A 16,438-nucleotide genomic window follows, 5' to 3' on the forward strand; every position below is an offset into this window, starting at 1 on the left:
CGACAGACTGGGGCCTGCTACCGGGCGCTCCGGTGCCTACCCGGACGGGACTCTCACCCGCTGGCCTGGTCCAGCTTCCAGGACGCAACATGCCCCGACTCTATTGCCGGTCCAGCCCGCAGGCATCCCGCTTTACACGGACCGAACATGGCCGCAATGCGGACGAAAGGGGTAAAACAACCGGGCGGGATCTTCGGCGGCGGTCGTCGAAGATCACAAAACACCAGGTGAAGGACGTATAACCGGTGAATTATCAAAGATTCTTGCTTGTCGCATGCAAATGCAGCGGGATTTCGGTCACACCGGCACCGGGCCGGTGCCGCACCCCGACCGTGATCCTGCTGGACAGCCACAGCAACCCGAAAGACTCACGGCCGGCGACGCGACTTCACTCCGAACGGCGCAGCGCCCAGGCGCGCAGGCCGCGAAAGCCCTGCACCTTGGTCGGCCCCACCGCGATCAGCCAGTACTCCGGGTGCCCCCGCAACGCGGCCGCCAGCTCCCGGTCCACCAGCACCGAGGTCGGGCGCGCCACCGACGTCAGCCGACTCGCGATGTTCACGGCCGACCCGTAGACGTCGCCGAAGCGGGACAGCACGGCCCCTGCGCGAGCCCGATCCGCAGCGGTGGCAGCAGTTCGGTCTTCGCAATCTCCTCGTTGAGCGTCAACGCGATTTCGGCGGCCCCCGCCGCGGTGTCGGTCACGAACAACACCTCATCGCCAACCGCCTTGATCACCCGGCCGTGGTTGTCCGCAACCACGGCGCTGGCCAGCGACTCGAACCCGTCGATCAACCGGGCCAGCTCCAGCTCGGTGAAGTCCCGGATCAACCTGGTGTAGCCGACGATGTCGGCGAAGCCGATCACCCGCGCCCGCTCGTCGGCGTACGGGTCTCCTTCAGCGAGCTCGCGCGAAGCGGTCGCCGCCAGGTACGCCGCCACCCGCAGTCCTGCATGCGCTCCATCACCGGCAGGATCACTTTGGCGACCTGCGCCGTGGTCGCCACGTCCACCGCGAACGGCTCGCCCAGCAGCGACTTGAAGATCCCGACCTGCCACTCCGCCAACCGCGACATGGTCTGCGCCAGCGACCGCGCGACCGCCGACTCCAGCTCTGGCGGGATCACCTCGGCGGAGACCAACTCGACCAGCGCGCGGAGCGCGGCGATGTCGGCGTCGGTGAACACCACCGCGTCGTCCTCGACTTGGGCGAAGCTCATCGCCTGCCAGAGCTGCTCGGCCAGGGCGACTCATTTCCGCTGCGGAGCTGACTTCGAGTGGTCACCGGCGTGAACACCAACGATCGCGACGCCCGGCGGTCACGGGTCGCTACCGATCGTGACGAGCCGTGAAGCAGGATGCGGCGCCCACCGGCCGATTTGTCCGCTCGACCAAACGAGGCCGTAAACTCTCATCCGACCCCACAACAAGTTGACTCGTCGGCGGCGCGTAGGTTTCGCCGCAACGTGCAAACCTTTCGGTGATGCAGGACACGGACGACGTTGCGCGGAACGTCCACCGGGCCAGATCACGCAATGTACGTACCCTTTCGCGCAGTACGAACGCATTCGGGAGAATCCGTGACCACACCAAGCCTTACCCCAGGGCGGGGGATATTCCGCCGCAAGCCGATCGACACGATCGTCGAGGACGACGGCGAGACCGGACTCAAGCGCTCGCTGGGTCTGTGGCAGCTCACCGCGATCGGCGTCGGCGGCATCATCGGCGCCGGGATCTTCTCCCTGGCCGGCGCCGTTGCCAACGAAAAGGCCGGGCCCGCGGTGCTGATCTCCTTCCTGATCGCGGGTATCGCCAGCGCGGCCGCGGCGTTCTCCTACGCGGAGTTCGCGGGCATGATCCCCAAGGCCGGTTCGGCGTACACCTACGGATACGCGGTGCTCGGCGAGGTCGTCGGCTGGCTGATCGGCTGGGACCTGCTGCTGGAGTACACCGCGATCGTCGCGGTGGTCGCCATCGGCATCTCGGGTTACTTCAACGAACTGCTCGGCTTCCTGCACATCGATCTGCCGCTATGGATGATGGGTGCGCCGGGCACCGAGGACGGCGCCGCCCCGGCTGGCAGCTACAAGATCAACCTGTTCGCGGCGCTGCTGTGCCTGCTGATCGCCTTCATCCTCAACCAGGGCATGAAGAGCGCGGCGCGCTTCGAAACGCTGCTGGTGTACCTGAAGGTCGCCGTGGTGCTGGTCGTGATCGTCGTCGGCGCTTTCCACATCAACACCGGCAACTACAACCCGTTCTTCCCCTTCGGCATCAGCGGCGCGTTCGCCGGTGCGGCAACGGTGTTCTTCGCGGTATTCGGCTACGACGCGATGAGCACGGCGGCGGAAGAGTCCAAGGACGCCCAGCGGCACATGCCTAAGGCGATCATTTACTCGCTGGCCATCTCGATGGTGCTCTACGTGCTGGCCTGCCTGGTGCTGACCGGCATGATCCCGTACCAGCAGATCAGCGCCGAGAGCGCGTTCGCCACCGCCTTCGCCGACGTCGGCCTGCCGGTGCTGGGCGCGATCATCGCCGTCGGCGCCATCCTGGGCATCCTCACCGTGCTGTTCACCTTCATGCTCGGCGTGACCCGGGTGGGCTTCGCGATGAGCCGGGATGGCCTGCTGCCGAAGTGGTTCTCCAAGACCCACCCGGTGCGCAAGGTGCCGAGCCGCTTCACCTGGCTCATCGGCATCGCCTCGGCGCTGATCGCGGGCCTGCTGCCGATCGGCGAGGCCGCGGAGTTGACCAACATCGGCATCCTGCTGGCCTTCGTGATCGTGTGCGCCGCGGTCATCGTCCTCCGCTACAAGCGGCCGGACCTGCCGCGCGGGTTCAAGTGCCCCGGCATGCCGATCGTGCCGATCATCGGCATCGTGTTCTCGATCTGGCTGGTCACCTTCCTCGACCCGGTTACGTGGCTGCGGTTCGCCGTCTGGTTCGCCATCGGCCTGGTGATCTACTTCGCATACGGCTACCGGAAGTCCAAGCTCAACGAGCTCTCGTCCACCGAAGGCCAGAAGTGAGCCGTTGACCCTGGTCGGAGGACCGGGAACTCCGAACGCCGGACGTCGTCTCCCTGCGCGACGTCCGGCGTTCCAGCGTTCCGGCGTAATTTCAATGGAAATCGACGGTCAAGGTCCAATTGCCGTTGAAATTGCCACAAATGGTATTTCTAGTCCGCGAAGCGGAAGATCGTCGCGATCGATCAAGGGTGTTCGCTGCGTCTCAGCGTGCACTGGATCACAGCGCCGCACGGCTTCGGCGTCCTAGGGTTTTCTTCAGCGTCGCCGGAAGTTTCGCCGGGGGCGTCTGAGTTCCTAGCCGGGCCTCAAAGCCGAGGGGTGTTTGTGACGCGCGTTCGCGAACTGAGCCCGTATGTCGAGTTGCACCGCGCGCAGTGGCGGGAACTGCGCGACTCCCTTCCCCTGCCGCTGACCGAGGACGAGCTCGTCGCCCTGCGCGGGCTCGGCGAGCCGGTCGACCTCACCGAGGTCGCCGACGTCTACCTGCCGCTGTCGCGGCTGATCAGCCTCCAGGTGGCCGCCCGCCAGCGGCTGCACGAGACCACCACGACTTTCCTGGGCGAGGAGACCCGCGACACGAAGGTGCCGTTCGTGATCGGCATCGCGGGCAGCGTCGCGGTCGGCAAGTCGACCACCTCGCGAATCCTGCGCACGCTGCTGGCCCGCTGGCCCGACCACCCGCGGGTCGACCTGGTCACCACCGACGGCTTCCTCTACCCCAAGGCCGAGCTGGTGCGCCGCGGCCTGATGCACCGCAAGGGCTTCCCCGAGAGCTACGACCAGCGAGCGCTGCTGCGCTTCGTCACCGAGGTGAAGTCCGGGGCGCCGGAGGTGGCCGCGCCGGTCTACTCGCACGTCGCCTACGACATCCTGCCCGGCGAGCAGCACGTGGTCCGCCAGCCGGACATCCTGATCATCGAGGGGCTTAACGTGCTGCAGCCCGCGCCGAGCCTGGCCGTGTCGGACCTGTTCGACTTCTCCATCTACGTCGACGCGCACACCGACCACATCGCCCGCTGGTACACCGACCGCTTCCTGGCGCTGCGCAGCACGGCGTTCGCGAACCCGAACTCGCACTTCCACCACTTCGCCGAACTCTCCGACGATGACGCCCGTGCCGAGGCCGAGCACCTGTGGCGCACGATCAACGAACCGAACCTGGTGGAAAACATCCTCCCGACCCGCCCCCGCGCGACTCTGGTGCTACGCAAGGACATCGACCACTCGATCAACCGGGTCCGCCTCCGCAAACTCTGAGCCGGACGTCAATCCCCAGCGCCACGCGCCCGCGCAGCCGCGCCGCATCGCGTGCTAGATCAACCTCGACGGGGGGAACTAGCTGGTCGAGCGCTGCCTGCTGGTTTCGAACGACGACGGTGGTGCCGGCGACTACTGGCTTGCTGCACGCGGACAGCGTCGCGGACAACGGCGAATGGACACGTCGACCGGTGGCCCGGCGACGGTGATGCCCCAGAGCCCTACGCCGATATCGGCTTGCTGGTGGCGAGCATCCGCGAGGACGCCGTCGAGCAAGCCGTCAACGGCGGGCGGTCCGGCGGGCGAGCAGCAGTTGCAGGTGGGCGCTCAGGCGTTCCGTCGGGTTGGCGAAGTCGATGCCCGTGATCTCACCGGCCCGGCGGACCCGGTAGCGGAGGGTGTTCGGGTGGACGTGCAAGCCGTCGCTGGCCGCGCGGACGTCGCCGAAGGCCTCCAGGTACGCCAGCAGCGAGCGGGCCAGGTCGGTTCCGTGCTCCGCGTCGTGCTCGTGCAGCGCCGCCAGGCGGGAGTCGCGGAACCGCTCGTTGCCCTGCAGCACCGTCAGGATCTCGCTGATCACCACTTGCGCCCGCACATCCGAGATGGTGGCGATCTCCGCGTGCAGGTCGTAGGTCATCGCGTCGAGGATCCGGTCCGCCTCGGTGCGCGACTCCGCCACCTCGTCCAGCGTCCGAGCCGCCGATCCAACGCCCACCTGCACCCGCGCCCGCAGGTGCTGCTTGGCCGCCGCCACGATCTCCCTGGTCAGGCTCAGCGCCGACGCCACCGCCGAGCGTTCCAGCAGGTCCGGCAGCAGCACGTACACCCGTGAACCGATCGTGGTGACCAGCGCGCTGCGCCGGTAGGCCGAGGCGTGCACCGAGATCAGGCTGGTCATCTCCGACCGCTGCAGCTCCAGTTCGGAACGGTCCGCGCTGGCGTCCGACGGGCGCAGCGTGAACACCACGACCACCGCCGGCTTCGCCGGATCCGCACCGATGTTGTCGGCTACCGACTGGGCGTCGATAAGACCGTCCAGCAGACCAGTCAGCAGGTTCTCCCGGAACCGCGGCCCGGCCGTGGCCTCGGTGCGCTGCCGGATCAGCTGCAGCGCGGCGACGCGTGCCGCGCCCAGCAGCGCCCGCTCGGAATGCTCGGACAGCGGCCGCTTGCCCTCCTGCACCCAGATCGTGCCCAGCGGTTGGGCGCCCGCGTGGATGCCGACCGCCATCCGGCGGCGGATGCCCAGGTCCGGCCGCTCGTCGATGCGCACGACGTCCTCACCGGCGCGTAACCGCTGGTAGACGCCCCATTCCCGGAGCATTGCCAAGTACGGCTCCGGCCCCTGCCGCCCCAGGATCGACAGGCGGCGCAGCTCGTCGACCTCGTCGTCGGAGCGCGAATACGCCAGCACGCGGCTCGCGGTGTCCTCGATCGCGACGATGCCCTCGGTCATCGCCGCCACCGTTTGGGCCAGCGAGAACAGGTCGCCCAGCGCCTCGCCCAGGTCTGCGTCGGTGGTCAGCCGGGCGTTGTCGACGGCCGAACGCGCGAAGGACTCCAGCCGCTCCCAGCGGACCTCGGGCCGCACGCCGAGCAGCGCGATCCGGCAGTCGATCGCGGTGTCGCGCAGGGCCCGCGCGTCGGTTTCGGAGTCGACCTTCACCGCCACGGCGGCCGCCCCGTCGCGGGCCGCAGCGCGCACCAGCCGGGCGGCTGCCCTGCCCCGCGCGCCTATGACCAGCACGAAATCGCCGCCGCGACCGCTGCCGGACTCCTCTTCCGGGTCGACAATTACGACGTCGCGCACCCCGACTTCGAAGCCGCTCGGCGCCGCGAGCACGTCGACCAGCGGTTCCCCCACTGCGATCAGGACTTGGCGCAATGGCACGCCCACCAGGGCAACGCCGACGGCGTCAACTTCGACCTCGTGCAACCCAAGGACCCCGCTTGTCCAACCGAACAATCCAACAATGTCAACGATAGCCGAACGGACAAGCCCGGGACGCTAACGAAACCTTAACCTCCCAAGTATCAGGGACCCTTTTCCCGACAGCGACTTCTCGCAAGGAGGCGAATTTGGCCATGGACGCCATCACTTCGGTACCGGTGCCCTACAACGAGCCGGTCAAGGGCTATGCGCCCGGCTCGCCGGAGCGGGAGTCCCTGCAGAAGCGGATCGCGGAGCTGGAGTCCGAGCGCATCGAGCTGCCCCAGACCATCGGTGGCGTGCAGCGGCTCGGCGGCGGCGAGCGCTTCGACGTCGTTCAGCCGCACGACCACCAGCACGTGTTGGGCACCGCTGCGCAGGCCACCACCCAGGACGTCGCCGACGCCGTGCAGGCCGCCAAGGACGCCGCCCCCGCCTGGGCCGCGACGTCGTTCGACGAGCGCGCCGCGGTGCTGCTGCGCGTCGCGGACCTGTTGGCCGGGCCGTGGCGGGACACCATCAACGCCGCCACCATCCTGGGCCAGTCAAAGTCGGTGCAGCAGGCCGAGATCGACGCCGCGTGCGAGTTCATCGACTTCCTGCGGTTCAACGTCCACTACGCCCGGCAGATCATCGCCGAGCAGCCGCGGTCTGTGCCCGGCGAGTGGAACCGCATGGACTACCGCCCCCTGGACGGGTTCGTCACTGCGATCACGCCGTTCAACTTCACCGCCATCGCCGGCAACCTGCCCACCGCCCCGGCGCTGATGGGCAACACCGTGGTGTGGAAGCCGACCCCCTCGCAGCAATTCGCCGCGCACTTCACCATGCGCCTGTTCGAGGCCGCCGGCCTACCGCCCGGGGTGATCAACCTGGTCACCGGCGACGGCCAGGCCGTCAGCGAGGTCGCGCTGACCGACCCCGGCTTCGCCGGCCTGCACTTCACCGGCTCCACCGCCACCTTCAAGAAGCTGTGGCGGATCATCGGCGACAACCTCGACGCCTACCGCTCCTACCCGCGCATCGTTGGCGAGACGGGCGGCAAGGACTTCATCGTCGTCCACCCCTCGGCCAACCCCGCCCCGCTGGCGGCGGCGTTCGCCCGCGGGGCGTTCGAGTACCAGGGCCAGAAGTGCTCCGCCGCATCCCGCGCCTACGTGCCGCGCTCCATCTGGGATGGCGGGCTGCGCGACGAGCTGGCCGAGCTGACCCGCACCATCCGCTACGGCGACGTCACCGACTTCTCCCACTTCGGCGGCGCCGTCATCGACCACCGCGCCTTCGCCAAGCACCAGGCAGCGCTGGACCGAGCGGCCAAGACCGACTCCATCGAGGTGCTCGTCGGCGGCGGCTACGACGACTCCACCGGCTACTTCGTCGAGCCCACCGTGCTGGTCTGCGACGACCCGGGCGACGAGGTGTTCACCACCGAGTACTTCGGGCCGATCATCGCCGTGCACGTCTACGACGACGCCAAGTACTCCGACATCCTCGACGTCGTCGACGCCTCCAGCCCCTACGCGCTCACCGGTGCGGTGTTCGCGACCGACCGCAGCGCCATCGATCTGGCGCACCAGAAGCTGCGCGGCGCGGCCGGCAACTTCTACGTCAACGACAAGCCCACCGGGTCCGTCGTGTCCCGCCAGCCCTTCGGCGGCAGCCGCGCCTCCGGCACCAACGACAAGGCCGGTTCGCTGCTGAACATCCAGCGCTGGACCAGCCCCCGGGCCATCAAGGAAACCTGGGACGCCCCGGCTCACATCGGCTACCCGCACATGGGCTGAGCGTGGGGGGCACCCGCGCTTTACCGCGAGTGCCCCTCACCCCGAACGCTTCACTCCGAACCCTTCGCCGGTGCCGTCCGGCGAACCGCGCCACGCAATTTCGACTGCAGGCAACGCGGAAGGCAGGAGATTCCCGAACCCCGAGCACAGCTGCGAAGAAGGAGACCACGATGCTGCGCAGCACCATGCTGGCCGTCGCCCGTTCCCAGGGCGTGCGCCGACTCATGGAGGCCAACCCGCTGACCAAACCGGTCGTTGCGCGGTTCGTCGCCGGCACCACGCCCGAGGACGCGGTCCGAGCCACCCGAGCCCTGCGTGACCAGAACATGTACGTCACGCTCGACCACCTCGGCGAAGACACCCTCGATGCGCAGCAGGCCGCCGCCACCGTCCGCGCCTACCAGCAGATGCTGCAGGTGCTCTCCGCCGAGGGCCTGGCCGACCGGGCCGAGGTCTCGGTGAAGCTCTCCGCGGTCGGGCAGTTCCTGCCCGCCGACGGCGAGAAGATCGCCCTGGACAACGCGCGGCTGATCTGCGAGGGCGCGGCCGCCGCCGGGACCACGGTGACCCTCGACATGGAGGACCACACCACCACGGACTCGACGCTGGGCATCCTCCGCGACCTGCGGGTGGACTTCCCGTGGGTAGGGGCAGTCCTGCAGGCCTACCTGCACCGCACCGAGCAAGACTGCCGCGACCTGGCGGGCGAGGGCTCCCGGGTGCGGCTGTGCAAGGGCGCGTACTCCGAGCCGGCTTCGGTCGCCTACCAGGACAAGGCCGAGGTGGATCGCTCCTACGTCCGCTGTCTGAAGATCCTGATGGAGGGCGACGGCTACCCGATGGTGGCCAGCCACGACCCGCGGATCGTGGCGATCGCCGCCGACCTGGCCGAGCGGTCCGGGCGCAGCGCGGACAGCTACGAGTTCCAGATGCTGTACGGAATCCGGTCCGAGGAGCAGAAGCGGATCGCTTCCGAAGGCAACAAGCTGCGGGTTTACGTGGCATACGGCGACGAGTGGTACGGCTACTTCATGCGCCGCCTCGCCGAGCGCCCGGCCAACCTGGTCTTCTTCCTGCGTTCGCTGATCTCCCAGAACTGACCCGCCCCGTTACCGGAAAGCCCGGCCCGAAGCGCTTTCGGGCCGGGCCTCTTCATGCGCGCAGATCACGTCGCCACGCCCGGTCAACGCCACGATCTGGATCTTAAAAGCATATTCGGGTTTTCTGGGTGGGACATCATGCGCAGGCCGGGTCGGATACGACGGAATCTCGCTCAACGTCGTGATCCACGGCGGCACGTTCTGCGACGAAATCGGCGACGACGTCGAGTTGATGAGCGACGCCTACATGGGCTGGGACCGTGCGTTCGCCGCTGATCCCTCGGAGAATTTAAGGCAAGCGAACAACAGATCCGAATTGAATGAAACAACCAGCAAGAGCGCAACGAAGGATAAGTCATGCTGGCGGCGCGGCAACTGGTCAGCTCACGGTCAAACGATCACGTCGCGAGTGCTGACATGCATCCTCGACATGCTCCGACCGCCGATCGTGGCCCACCGCCGACGAAACGACAGGTCATGCACTCGGCTGGACGGTCGCAGGAACCTCACGATCCTCGCCCGCAAGGCAGCCACGACACCAACCCCAGGCAATGTGCAAATCGCGGTGTCCGCAACAGTCATTTCACCGTCTCTAGACCACACACGCAACACAGCCCCTGCCGGTGATGACCACCGTAGGGGCTTTGACCTGCTTATACAGATGGTGCGCGATACTGGGATTGAACCAGTGACCTCTACCGTGTCAAGGTAGCGCTCTCCCACTGAGCTAATCGCGCGAGGCGGAGGCGGGAATCGAACCCGCGTACAGGGCTTTGCAGGCCCTTGCCTAAGCCACTCGGCCACTCCGCCGGACTCCGCATCCACACCGAAGTCGGCTGGACCGCCAGAGAATCCAGAGCGGACGACGGGACTCGAACCCGCGACCCTCACCTTGGCAAGGTGATGCGCTACCAGCTGCGCTACGTCCGCCTGCCTGCGACTTCGAAGTCCGGGGTCTTCCGGGCCTGTCCGCCGCGTTGCACATTGAACTCTAGACCACCCCCGCGACCACGATCAAAGGGGGGTGCACCCGGCCGGAACGAGACCGCGCCGAGCCGACGTTCTCCCAGATCAGCCCAGGTCGTGGGGCAGCATCCGGGTCAGCGCCTCGTCCACGTCGACCCACAAGTTCTCGTTGCCCGGCACCACGACGTCATAGGTGCGGTCGAGGAAGTCCGCCAGCTCCTGCGCCGAGGCCTCGAACACCGCGTGACCCGACGGCGAGCTCAGCTCGATCGCCACGACCTCCGGGTCGTCGATCGCCGGGCGGATCGTCACGTCGCCCTCGCCTGCGTGCGCGATCAGACCGTCGGCTAGCAGGTCGCGGGCGAACACCCATTCGACCCAGCCAGCACGACCGGTGCGGAACGCAGCCACCACCGCGTACGGGTCCCGGGTGTCGTAGCGCAGCTCGACCTGGACCGGCACGGCCGGTGTCTGCGGAGCCAGCAGATCGAACACAGCTGTCGAACGCAGTGTCACGTGATCGTTACGCATTGTCCTCCCCTTCCTGCTCCTCCCGGTCCGCTTATCGACCGAGCAACATAGTTGTGACGCCTCATCGGGCCGATACGCTCGCAACTACCGCATAGACCACCCATACGGGGCAGACCCCAATTCGCTGGGCAATCGAGCGAACGCACAGCGTGTTCAACCGGCTCCGGGGTCGGAGTGGACCGCAGGCCAGCCGCCCCATTGCGAGACAGACCGGATCCGTTGTCCACACCGGAAGAAGATCCGTCGCGAACAAACCCGACAGAGGACGCTGAGTCACTAGACCGGCACGTACCCAGTGGCCAAGCTCCGCTACATTCCGTAACTGAGCGAACCGCTCTTGCACCGAGCCCTGATCCGCCGCCCCCGCCTTGCGGAACTCGCCGCCGCGCCCGGCTGACCACCGGGTTTCCACTGCGTCGAGCTCGCCTGACGTCCACTCGAGAATAGGCGATCGAACCGCTCGCTATTGTCGCAGCGCGACCAGCCGGTGAGACGCTCGCCACCATAGTTCCCCTTTTCGGGCTAATGTCGTGCATCCCCTCCGTAACCAACCACGCGTACGTCCGAACGTCCTGTCGAGACTGGCGTCACAATGTGACCAGGATCGAAGGAACGCAATAGGGCCGAAAGCCCCGACATCGCGCACAACCCTCAATGACCCCGACCACCATTCGGAGGGCCTGGCGAACTCGCGACGCCCAAGTGCCCACATGACACAGTGCCCACTTGACACGCGGTGCCCCATGACACGCCCCCACCCGGACAAGGCCCGTATTCTGGCCCAGACCGGACACCGCGAGCGGCGCGGCCACGACCGGGTGTCCAGAACACTGACGAACGTTCGCAACCGGCAGGTGGCAACCCTGAACGAGACAGCCGAGTCGGACCCCCGCAACACCAGCATGGAACCCACCGACCGCCAGCGCACGCCCTGGCTTCACGCCCTCCGAGAACGCCTGCGCGGCTTCCGCGAACGCATTCGCCGCAAGCCCGGGCTGAACACCAGCTACCGGATCGCGCTCGGCGTCTTCGGCACCTTCGTGCTCGTCGCCGGCATCCTGATGATCCCCTACCCCGGCCCCGGCTGGCTCGTCGTCTTCGCCGGCCTCGGCATCCTCGCCACCGAGTTCCACTGGGCCCACCGCGTCAACACCTTCGCCAAGCGCCACTACCAGCGCTGGGTGAGCTGGCTCGGCCGCCAACGCCTCGCCACCAAGCTCGCCGTCATGAGCGCCACCTGCCTCGTCGTCCTCACGACGCTGTGGATGCTGGGCCTGTTCAACACCGTCGGCGGCTGGCTCGGCCTGCACTGGAACTGGTTGACCTCCCCCCTGTTCGGCGCCTGAAAACGATCGTGTATTGTTCTTCTCGTCGCCGGGAACGGGGACGAGAAGAACAGAACAAGGGCGATTAGCTCAGCGGGAGAGCGCTTCGTTCACACCGAAGAGGTCACTGGTTCGATCCCAGTATCGCCCACAGTTTGTTTTTTCCTATCAGATGGCCTGTTGATGATTTTCATCGACAGGCCATCAGTTGTTTTTGGGAGCAGATTGGGAGCACGACGTCCTGACCACACACGCGAATCCGAAGTGGTCACGCCGCTTCCCATCCCTGACCTTGGCTGTCGTCCCAGGTCCATCCACCGTCCTGCTCCCACCGCCGTTGCAAGGCGGCGAGCATCGCCTCGACCATCACGTCCGTCACGTGTGAGTAGAGGTCGTCGGTGTCCTTACGCTTGTGTCCGAGGCGCACCAGTCACAGGATTCGCGGGACGTTGTCTTCGATCAGCCACGTCTCATGCGTATGCCGCAGATCATGGAAATGCATCTCCTGGTTCAGTGGTGCCCACCCCTGTTCCTCATCCCCAGCGAGAGCGGGCAGCCAGACTCGACGGCGGAAGTTGGACCGGCGACGCAGTCCCTCAGCTCGCCAAAGTGCCCTGGTGGAAGTACATCCGCCAGCCCCTCTCCGTCAGCCGCCACAGAGAGCTCCGCCCACTCACAACGTCCTCCGTTGTCGGCGAAGTAGGTCAGATGAACGATGCCGGGAGCGAGTACAGCTCCAGCCATCTCTCGCTGATCACAACCGGCGAATCCGGACTCACGGAACCGTCGCCCGTCGCCGTGAGGATTGATGTTGCGTCCCAGCGTCGTCCCGACGCTGCGAACTCGACGAACTCTGGGGCCAGAAGCTCCGAGACCAATACCGGCGAAGCACGCACGCCAGGGTCGAGAAGCCGCATCTCCGCCGATATAGCCGCCTGAACGGCCTGCTCGTTCTCGCCTGTCATGCCGGGAACCCTAGACGTGCGGCGTGGATCGCAGCGAGCACGACACAGACCGCCTGCGGGGTCGTCGCTGCGGCGACGGCTTCTGCGATCTCCACCGAGGTCAGCGGCTGCCAGATCCGACATTCGCGTTTCCCGAGCCTGATCCGGGTCGCGGGATCGCGGAAAATCACCCCGTTCAGCCGGGCCCAGGTGAACAGGGAACGCGACGCGGTAAGGCCCGTGGTTCTGGCGTCGCCGCGCAGCGGGCGGAGGTAGGCCAGTACGTCGTCGCGGTGATCTCGCGCAGGTGGTGGTAGCAAGTCGACCATTCCGTCAGGGCCGGCAGCACAGCACGTAGGTAGGAGCGGGCCGTCTCGGGATGACGGGCTCGGCTGCGCGGCCCACCCTCGCTCAGGGTCCGCGCCCATCGGCCGACCTCAGCGTGGATGCCCGGCGCCAGGTCGGCGAGTTTGGACTCCAGCCACAGCTCGAAGACCTGCGGACGATCGTCGACGAGGATGCCCATTGTGTCGAGGATTTCGTTGGTGTAGTTGACGTTTGCGCTGAAGCTGGAGGCGACGGCGCGCACGTCGGATGCCTTGACGACATCCCCTTCCACGTAATCAGCCAGCAGTCTGACCAGTGTGCGCTGCATCGCCCGGCGCCGTGGCCGCCCAGCCGCGCGCCTCGGCGGTGGCGTGCGCGAGGTAGAGCGCCCAAGCCAGCCAGGGGTTGTCCGGGGCCAACGGCGGAGCGCAGGTCGAACTGCGCGGCATCGTAGGCGCAGGTGAGTTCGTCGGTGGTCAACAGCGCCAACTGCACGCCGGTGGTGCCGGCAGGCGCCGTGACGGCACACCGCCCGGCCGCATCCCCAACGACGATGACGACACATCCTGCGGGCTGGACAAATACTTCCAGGACACGGTGCACGGTTACCGCCCCGTTTCCGGCCACACCTCATCCTCCAGAAACGGCTCACCGAAATCCAGCTCATCGGCTCCGACCCCGAACAACCCGACAGGATCCCCCCCGTACTCGTCAAGGAACGCAGCGAAATCCTCGTCGCCAGCCACCGGCCCGGCACCGCCGGCACCCGCAGCATCGTTGTCGGCATCCTGTCCCAGGAACGCGAGCAACTCGGTTGCGACAAACTCCTTGTAAGCGCCCTCGCTTAGCAGCATCCCAGCATCCGCGGCACCTTGTGGGACTTGCACCCCGTCTATATCCGCTACGGCCCGAGCAAGCCATGCATCCGGATCGGCGTCAGCCGGCCACGCGTCCCGGCCGTCCTGTTCTGCCCCAGTCCACCCCGGTACCCCTTCCGGCCCCGCACCCCGAGCGACCACCGCGGGCCCACCCACCCCGGTCTCCATCACCTTCCCGGCCTTCTTCCGTCCCCGCCCCGCCTTCAACCGGAACAACCTTTCGTTCATTTTCTGCCACTTCTGTGCCTTCGGCCGGAGCTTCGCCAGCTCCTCCTTCTGCTCCCCAGTCAGCGGCCCCTGCTCCTGCAACGCCTCCAACTCCGCAACCTGGGCGGCAGCAGCCTTTCCCGCCCGGTACCGCTCCGCGACATATTCCTTCTTTTTCTGCCACGTCTGTGCCTTCGGCCGGAGCTTCGCCAGCTCCTCCTTCTGCTCGCCAGTCAGCGTGCCCTGCTTCTGCAACGCCTCCAACTCCGCAACCTGGGCGGCAGCAGCCTTTCCCGCCCAGCGATACTTCGCGTCAGATTCCTTCTTTTTCTGCCACGTCTGTGCCTTCGGCCGGAGCTTCGCCAGCTCCTCCTTCTGCTCCTCAGTCAGCGGCCCCTGCTCCTGCAACGCCTCCAACTCCGCAACCTGGGCGGCAGCAGCCTTTCCCGCCCGGTACCGCTCCGCGGCCCCTTCCTTCTCTTTCTGCCACGTCTGTGCCTTCGGCCGGAGCTTCGCCAGCTCCTCCTTCTGCTCCTCAGTCAGCGGCCCCTGCTCCTGCAACGCCTCCAACTCCGCAACCTGGGCGGCAGCAGCCTTTCCCGCCCAGCGATGCTTTGCGGCGGAGTCCTTCTTTTTCTGCTTCTGCTGCGCCACCTTCGGCTGGAGTGCCGCCAGCTTCGCCTTCTGCTCGCCAGTCAGCGGCCTCTGCTTCTGCAACGCCTCCAACTCCGCAACCTGGGCGGCAGCAGCCTTTCTTTTCTGGTAATTCTTCGCGTTCTGTTCCTTCTTTTTCCGTTTCCGCTCTGACCTCGGGTCTTGCTGTGCTGCCTGATCCGTCGGCGTGAGCTCCCCCCTCTCACCGTCACCCGGACTCCTGGACACAGCCCCAGCAGCGGCTGTGTCCACCTTCCGCCGCTTAACCCCCCGCGAACTCTCGCCAGCTTCCTCCCGTGAATCCTGGTCCGCCTTTCCCCGCGTCCTCTTCGTGTCCTTCGCGCCGGCTTTCCCCGCCACCGGCCCGGGCACACCACCCCGACGCTTCGGGCCCGTCACCACAGTCGGCAGCCCGGACTCCCCGTCCTGGCCCCGCCACCGGAAAGCTCTGGGCGGCAACACCACCTCCCCCTCCACTTCCGCCCCCGACACCACCCCCGGTGCCGGTATCGGGATCACCCACATGCCGGTCGCAGTCAGGACATCGGCGTCCTCGGCTTCCTCTCCCTTCTGCGGGTCCAGCAGAACGACCCGACCGTGCCCATCGCGGTGTTCTCCAAGCACCGCAACGATCACATGCGCACTACCGTCGGGACGCCGGTACATCACCGGCACTGCCACACCCACCGGCCCGCCCCGCACATACCACTCAAGCCCGGCCACGCCAGCCACCGGCCGGGCCGTCGCTCCGAACGCCTCCTCCAACCGGGCCGGGTCCCGGTCACCCACAGCCGGCCCCGCCACGAACTGCCGACCGAACTTGACAGAGTTATGAAACGCCACCACCGCCTCCAGGCAATTCACCCGGAAACGCTCATCACCGCGACGGTAATTGGCCTGGTTCACCCCCCGCAGGAACCGATACCCAGACCCCACCGAACCATTTCCCGCTACCGGATCTGAAACCCGCAACACCCCAGGCCCCACCGCATCCGGCCACACCGCAGCCTCCGGCGCTCGTTTCGGGCCCGCATCAGCGGGTTCGTTGTCAGCGGAGGTGGCCTGGGTCGCCTTCACACCGCCAGGCCAGGCCCGGCGACGTCGGACACCAGCAGCGGAACCAGCGGGACCAGTGGGACCACCAGCGGGACCAGCGGGACCAGCGGGACCAGCGGGACCAGCGGGACCAGCGGGATCAGCGGGATCAGCGGGATCAGCGGAGGTGCGTCGTGTCCCCTCACCGGTCGCTTCTGCTTCCCATGACGCCAGCCCGGGCTGTTCCGTCACGCGGGAAACACCGCGGCTGGGCTGTAGCGCCGCTCCGCCCGCAACAGCACCACTGGACCTGGCAGCTTCACCACTGCCCGAGCTCGACCGCTCGACCTGGTCCGCCATTGATTCCCGGCGACGTTTCACAACGCCGGCAGAATCAGCACCGCTGAACATGCGGGCCGCCTGGGCAGATGCCCTTTGGGTAGCCGGTGTCTCTTGCGGTGCCACCGT

At 67.0% G+C, this 16,438-nt stretch carries 15 protein-coding genes and 4 tRNA genes; 6 read left to right on the forward strand and 13 right to left on the reverse strand.

Annotated features, from left to right (window positions below):
• Positions 1-388: 388 nt before the first annotated feature.
• From ACWDKQ_RS31065 to ACWDKQ_RS31075, 3 genes are read right to left on the reverse strand one after another with little or no spacing between them, the layout of a single operon-like run.
• Entirely contained in the window at positions 389-562 is a 174-nt protein-coding gene (locus ACWDKQ_RS31065) for a hypothetical protein (RefSeq protein ID WP_450142328.1), read from the reverse strand.
• Positions 559-942, reverse strand: coding sequence for a hypothetical protein (locus ACWDKQ_RS31070; RefSeq protein WP_450142329.1), 384 nt, complete (start codon positions 940-942; stop codon positions 559-561). Before ACWDKQ_RS31070 ends, ACWDKQ_RS31065 begins: the two co-directional genes overlap by 4 nt.
• Complete coding sequence (locus ACWDKQ_RS31075) at positions 864-1,220, reverse strand: hypothetical protein (RefSeq protein ID WP_450142330.1); 357 nt, start codon at positions 1,218-1,220, stop codon at positions 864-866. Before ACWDKQ_RS31075 ends, ACWDKQ_RS31070 begins: the two co-directional genes overlap by 79 nt.
• Positions 1,221-1,580: 360 nt before the next feature.
• Between ACWDKQ_RS31075 and ACWDKQ_RS31080 the strand changes: the two genes are divergently transcribed.
• Together ACWDKQ_RS31080 and coaA are read left to right on the forward strand one after the other, a co-directional pair.
• The gene (locus ACWDKQ_RS31080; RefSeq protein WP_450142331.1) at positions 1,581-3,032 is read left to right on the forward strand and encodes an amino acid permease; all 1,452 of its coding nucleotides are present in this window, start codon (positions 1,581-1,583) and stop codon (positions 3,030-3,032) included.
• Positions 3,033-3,356: 324 nt separating this feature from the next.
• On the forward strand, positions 3,357-4,289 hold the full coding sequence (coaA, locus tag ACWDKQ_RS31085; RefSeq protein WP_450142332.1) for a type I pantothenate kinase: 933 nt from the start codon (positions 3,357-3,359) through the stop codon (positions 4,287-4,289).
• Positions 4,290-4,569: 280 nt separating this feature from the next.
• On the opposite strand, the gene ACWDKQ_RS31090 is transcribed toward coaA, so the two are convergent.
• Positions 4,570-6,225, reverse strand: coding sequence for a PucR family transcriptional regulator (locus ACWDKQ_RS31090; protein WP_450142333.1), 1,656 nt, complete (start codon positions 6,223-6,225; stop codon positions 4,570-4,572).
• A gap of 149 nt (positions 6,226-6,374) precedes the next feature.
• Between ACWDKQ_RS31090 and pruA the strand changes: the two genes are divergently transcribed.
• Positions 6,375-8,003 carry an L-glutamate gamma-semialdehyde dehydrogenase gene (gene pruA / locus ACWDKQ_RS31095; RefSeq protein ID WP_450142334.1) on the forward strand — a complete coding sequence of 543 codons (1,629 nt, stop codon included), beginning with the start codon at positions 6,375-6,377 and terminating at the stop codon, positions 8,001-8,003.
• Positions 8,004-8,173: 170 nt separating this feature from the next.
• The gene (locus ACWDKQ_RS31100; RefSeq protein WP_450142335.1) at positions 8,174-9,103 is read left to right on the forward strand and encodes a proline dehydrogenase family protein; all 930 of its coding nucleotides are present in this window, start codon (positions 8,174-8,176) and stop codon (positions 9,101-9,103) included.
• 662 nt (positions 9,104-9,765) lie between these two features.
• Here ACWDKQ_RS31100 and ACWDKQ_RS31105 read toward each other — a convergent pair.
• From ACWDKQ_RS31105 to ACWDKQ_RS31120, 4 genes are all read right to left on the reverse strand, one after another.
• A tRNA-Val gene (locus tag ACWDKQ_RS31105) sits at positions 9,766-9,840 on the reverse strand.
• Between the two features lies 1 nt (position 9,841).
• Positions 9,842-9,913: transfer RNA gene (locus ACWDKQ_RS31110), tRNA-Cys, on the reverse strand.
• A gap of 47 nt (positions 9,914-9,960) precedes the next feature.
• Positions 9,961-10,033: transfer RNA gene (locus ACWDKQ_RS31115), tRNA-Gly, on the reverse strand.
• 141 nt (positions 10,034-10,174) lie between these two features.
• Positions 10,175-10,600 carry an SsgA family sporulation/cell division regulator gene (locus ACWDKQ_RS31120; protein WP_450142336.1) on the reverse strand — a complete coding sequence of 142 codons (426 nt, stop codon included), beginning with the start codon at positions 10,598-10,600 and terminating at the stop codon, positions 10,175-10,177.
• A 743-nt stretch (positions 10,601-11,343) separates the two neighbouring features.
• On the opposite strand from ACWDKQ_RS31120, the gene ACWDKQ_RS31125 reads away from it, so the two are divergent.
• Positions 11,344-11,946: a TIGR02611 family protein gene (locus ACWDKQ_RS31125; RefSeq protein WP_450142337.1), complete on the forward strand. Its 603-nt coding sequence runs from the start codon at positions 11,344-11,346 to the stop codon at positions 11,944-11,946.
• 58 nt (positions 11,947-12,004) lie between these two features.
• Positions 12,005-12,076, forward strand: a tRNA-Val gene (locus ACWDKQ_RS31130).
• A gap of 117 nt (positions 12,077-12,193) precedes the next feature.
• On the opposite strand, the gene ACWDKQ_RS31135 is transcribed toward ACWDKQ_RS31130, so the two are convergent.
• From ACWDKQ_RS31135 to ACWDKQ_RS31155, 5 genes are all read right to left on the reverse strand, one after another.
• Complete coding sequence (locus ACWDKQ_RS31135) at positions 12,194-12,352, reverse strand: hypothetical protein (protein ID WP_450142338.1); 159 nt, start codon at positions 12,350-12,352, stop codon at positions 12,194-12,196.
• Between the two features lie 277 nt (positions 12,353-12,629).
• Positions 12,630-12,890, reverse strand: coding sequence for a hypothetical protein (locus ACWDKQ_RS31140; protein WP_450142339.1), 261 nt, complete (start codon positions 12,888-12,890; stop codon positions 12,630-12,632).
• A 175-nt stretch (positions 12,891-13,065) separates the two neighbouring features.
• On the reverse strand, positions 13,066-13,524 hold the full coding sequence (locus ACWDKQ_RS31145) for a hypothetical protein (RefSeq protein WP_450142340.1): 459 nt from the start codon (positions 13,522-13,524) through the stop codon (positions 13,066-13,068).
• Between the two features lie 277 nt (positions 13,525-13,801).
• Positions 13,802-15,799: a hypothetical protein gene (locus ACWDKQ_RS31150; RefSeq protein ID WP_450142341.1), complete on the reverse strand. Its 1,998-nt coding sequence runs from the start codon at positions 15,797-15,799 to the stop codon at positions 13,802-13,804.
• 209 nt (positions 15,800-16,008) lie between these two features.
• A complete protein-coding gene (locus tag ACWDKQ_RS31155) occupies positions 16,009-16,176 on the reverse strand; it encodes a hypothetical protein (RefSeq protein WP_450142342.1) in 168 nt (55 codons plus the stop codon).
• Positions 16,177-16,438 lie beyond the last annotated feature (262 nt).

Source organism: Saccharopolyspora sp. NPDC000995 (assembly GCF_053599315.1).

What these genes read in the sequence shown, in the direction of transcription:
- ACWDKQ_RS31075 (WP_450142330.1), bottom strand. Translation starts at nt 1,220, where the DNA reads ATGAGCTTCGCCCAAGTCGAGGACGACGCGGTGGTGTTCACCGACGCC.
- pruA (WP_450142334.1), top strand. Translation starts at nt 6,375, where the DNA reads ATGGACGCCATCACTTCGGTACCGGTGCCCTACAACGAGCCGGTCAAG.
- ACWDKQ_RS31100 (WP_450142335.1), top strand. Translation starts at nt 8,174, where the DNA reads ATGCTGCGCAGCACCATGCTGGCCGTCGCCCGTTCCCAGGGCGTGCGC.
- ACWDKQ_RS31120 (WP_450142336.1), bottom strand. Translation starts at nt 10,600, where the DNA reads ATGCGTAACGATCACGTGACACTGCGTTCGACAGCTGTGTTCGATCTG.
- ACWDKQ_RS31125 (WP_450142337.1), top strand. Translation starts at nt 11,344, where the DNA reads ATGACACGCCCCCACCCGGACAAGGCCCGTATTCTGGCCCAGACCGGA.
- ACWDKQ_RS31140 (WP_450142339.1), bottom strand. Translation starts at nt 12,890, where the DNA reads ATGACAGGCGAGAACGAGCAGGCCGTTCAGGCGGCTATATCGGCGGAG.
- ACWDKQ_RS31145 (WP_450142340.1), bottom strand. Translation starts at nt 13,524, where the DNA reads ATGCAGCGCACACTGGTCAGACTGCTGGCTGATTACGTGGAAGGGGAT.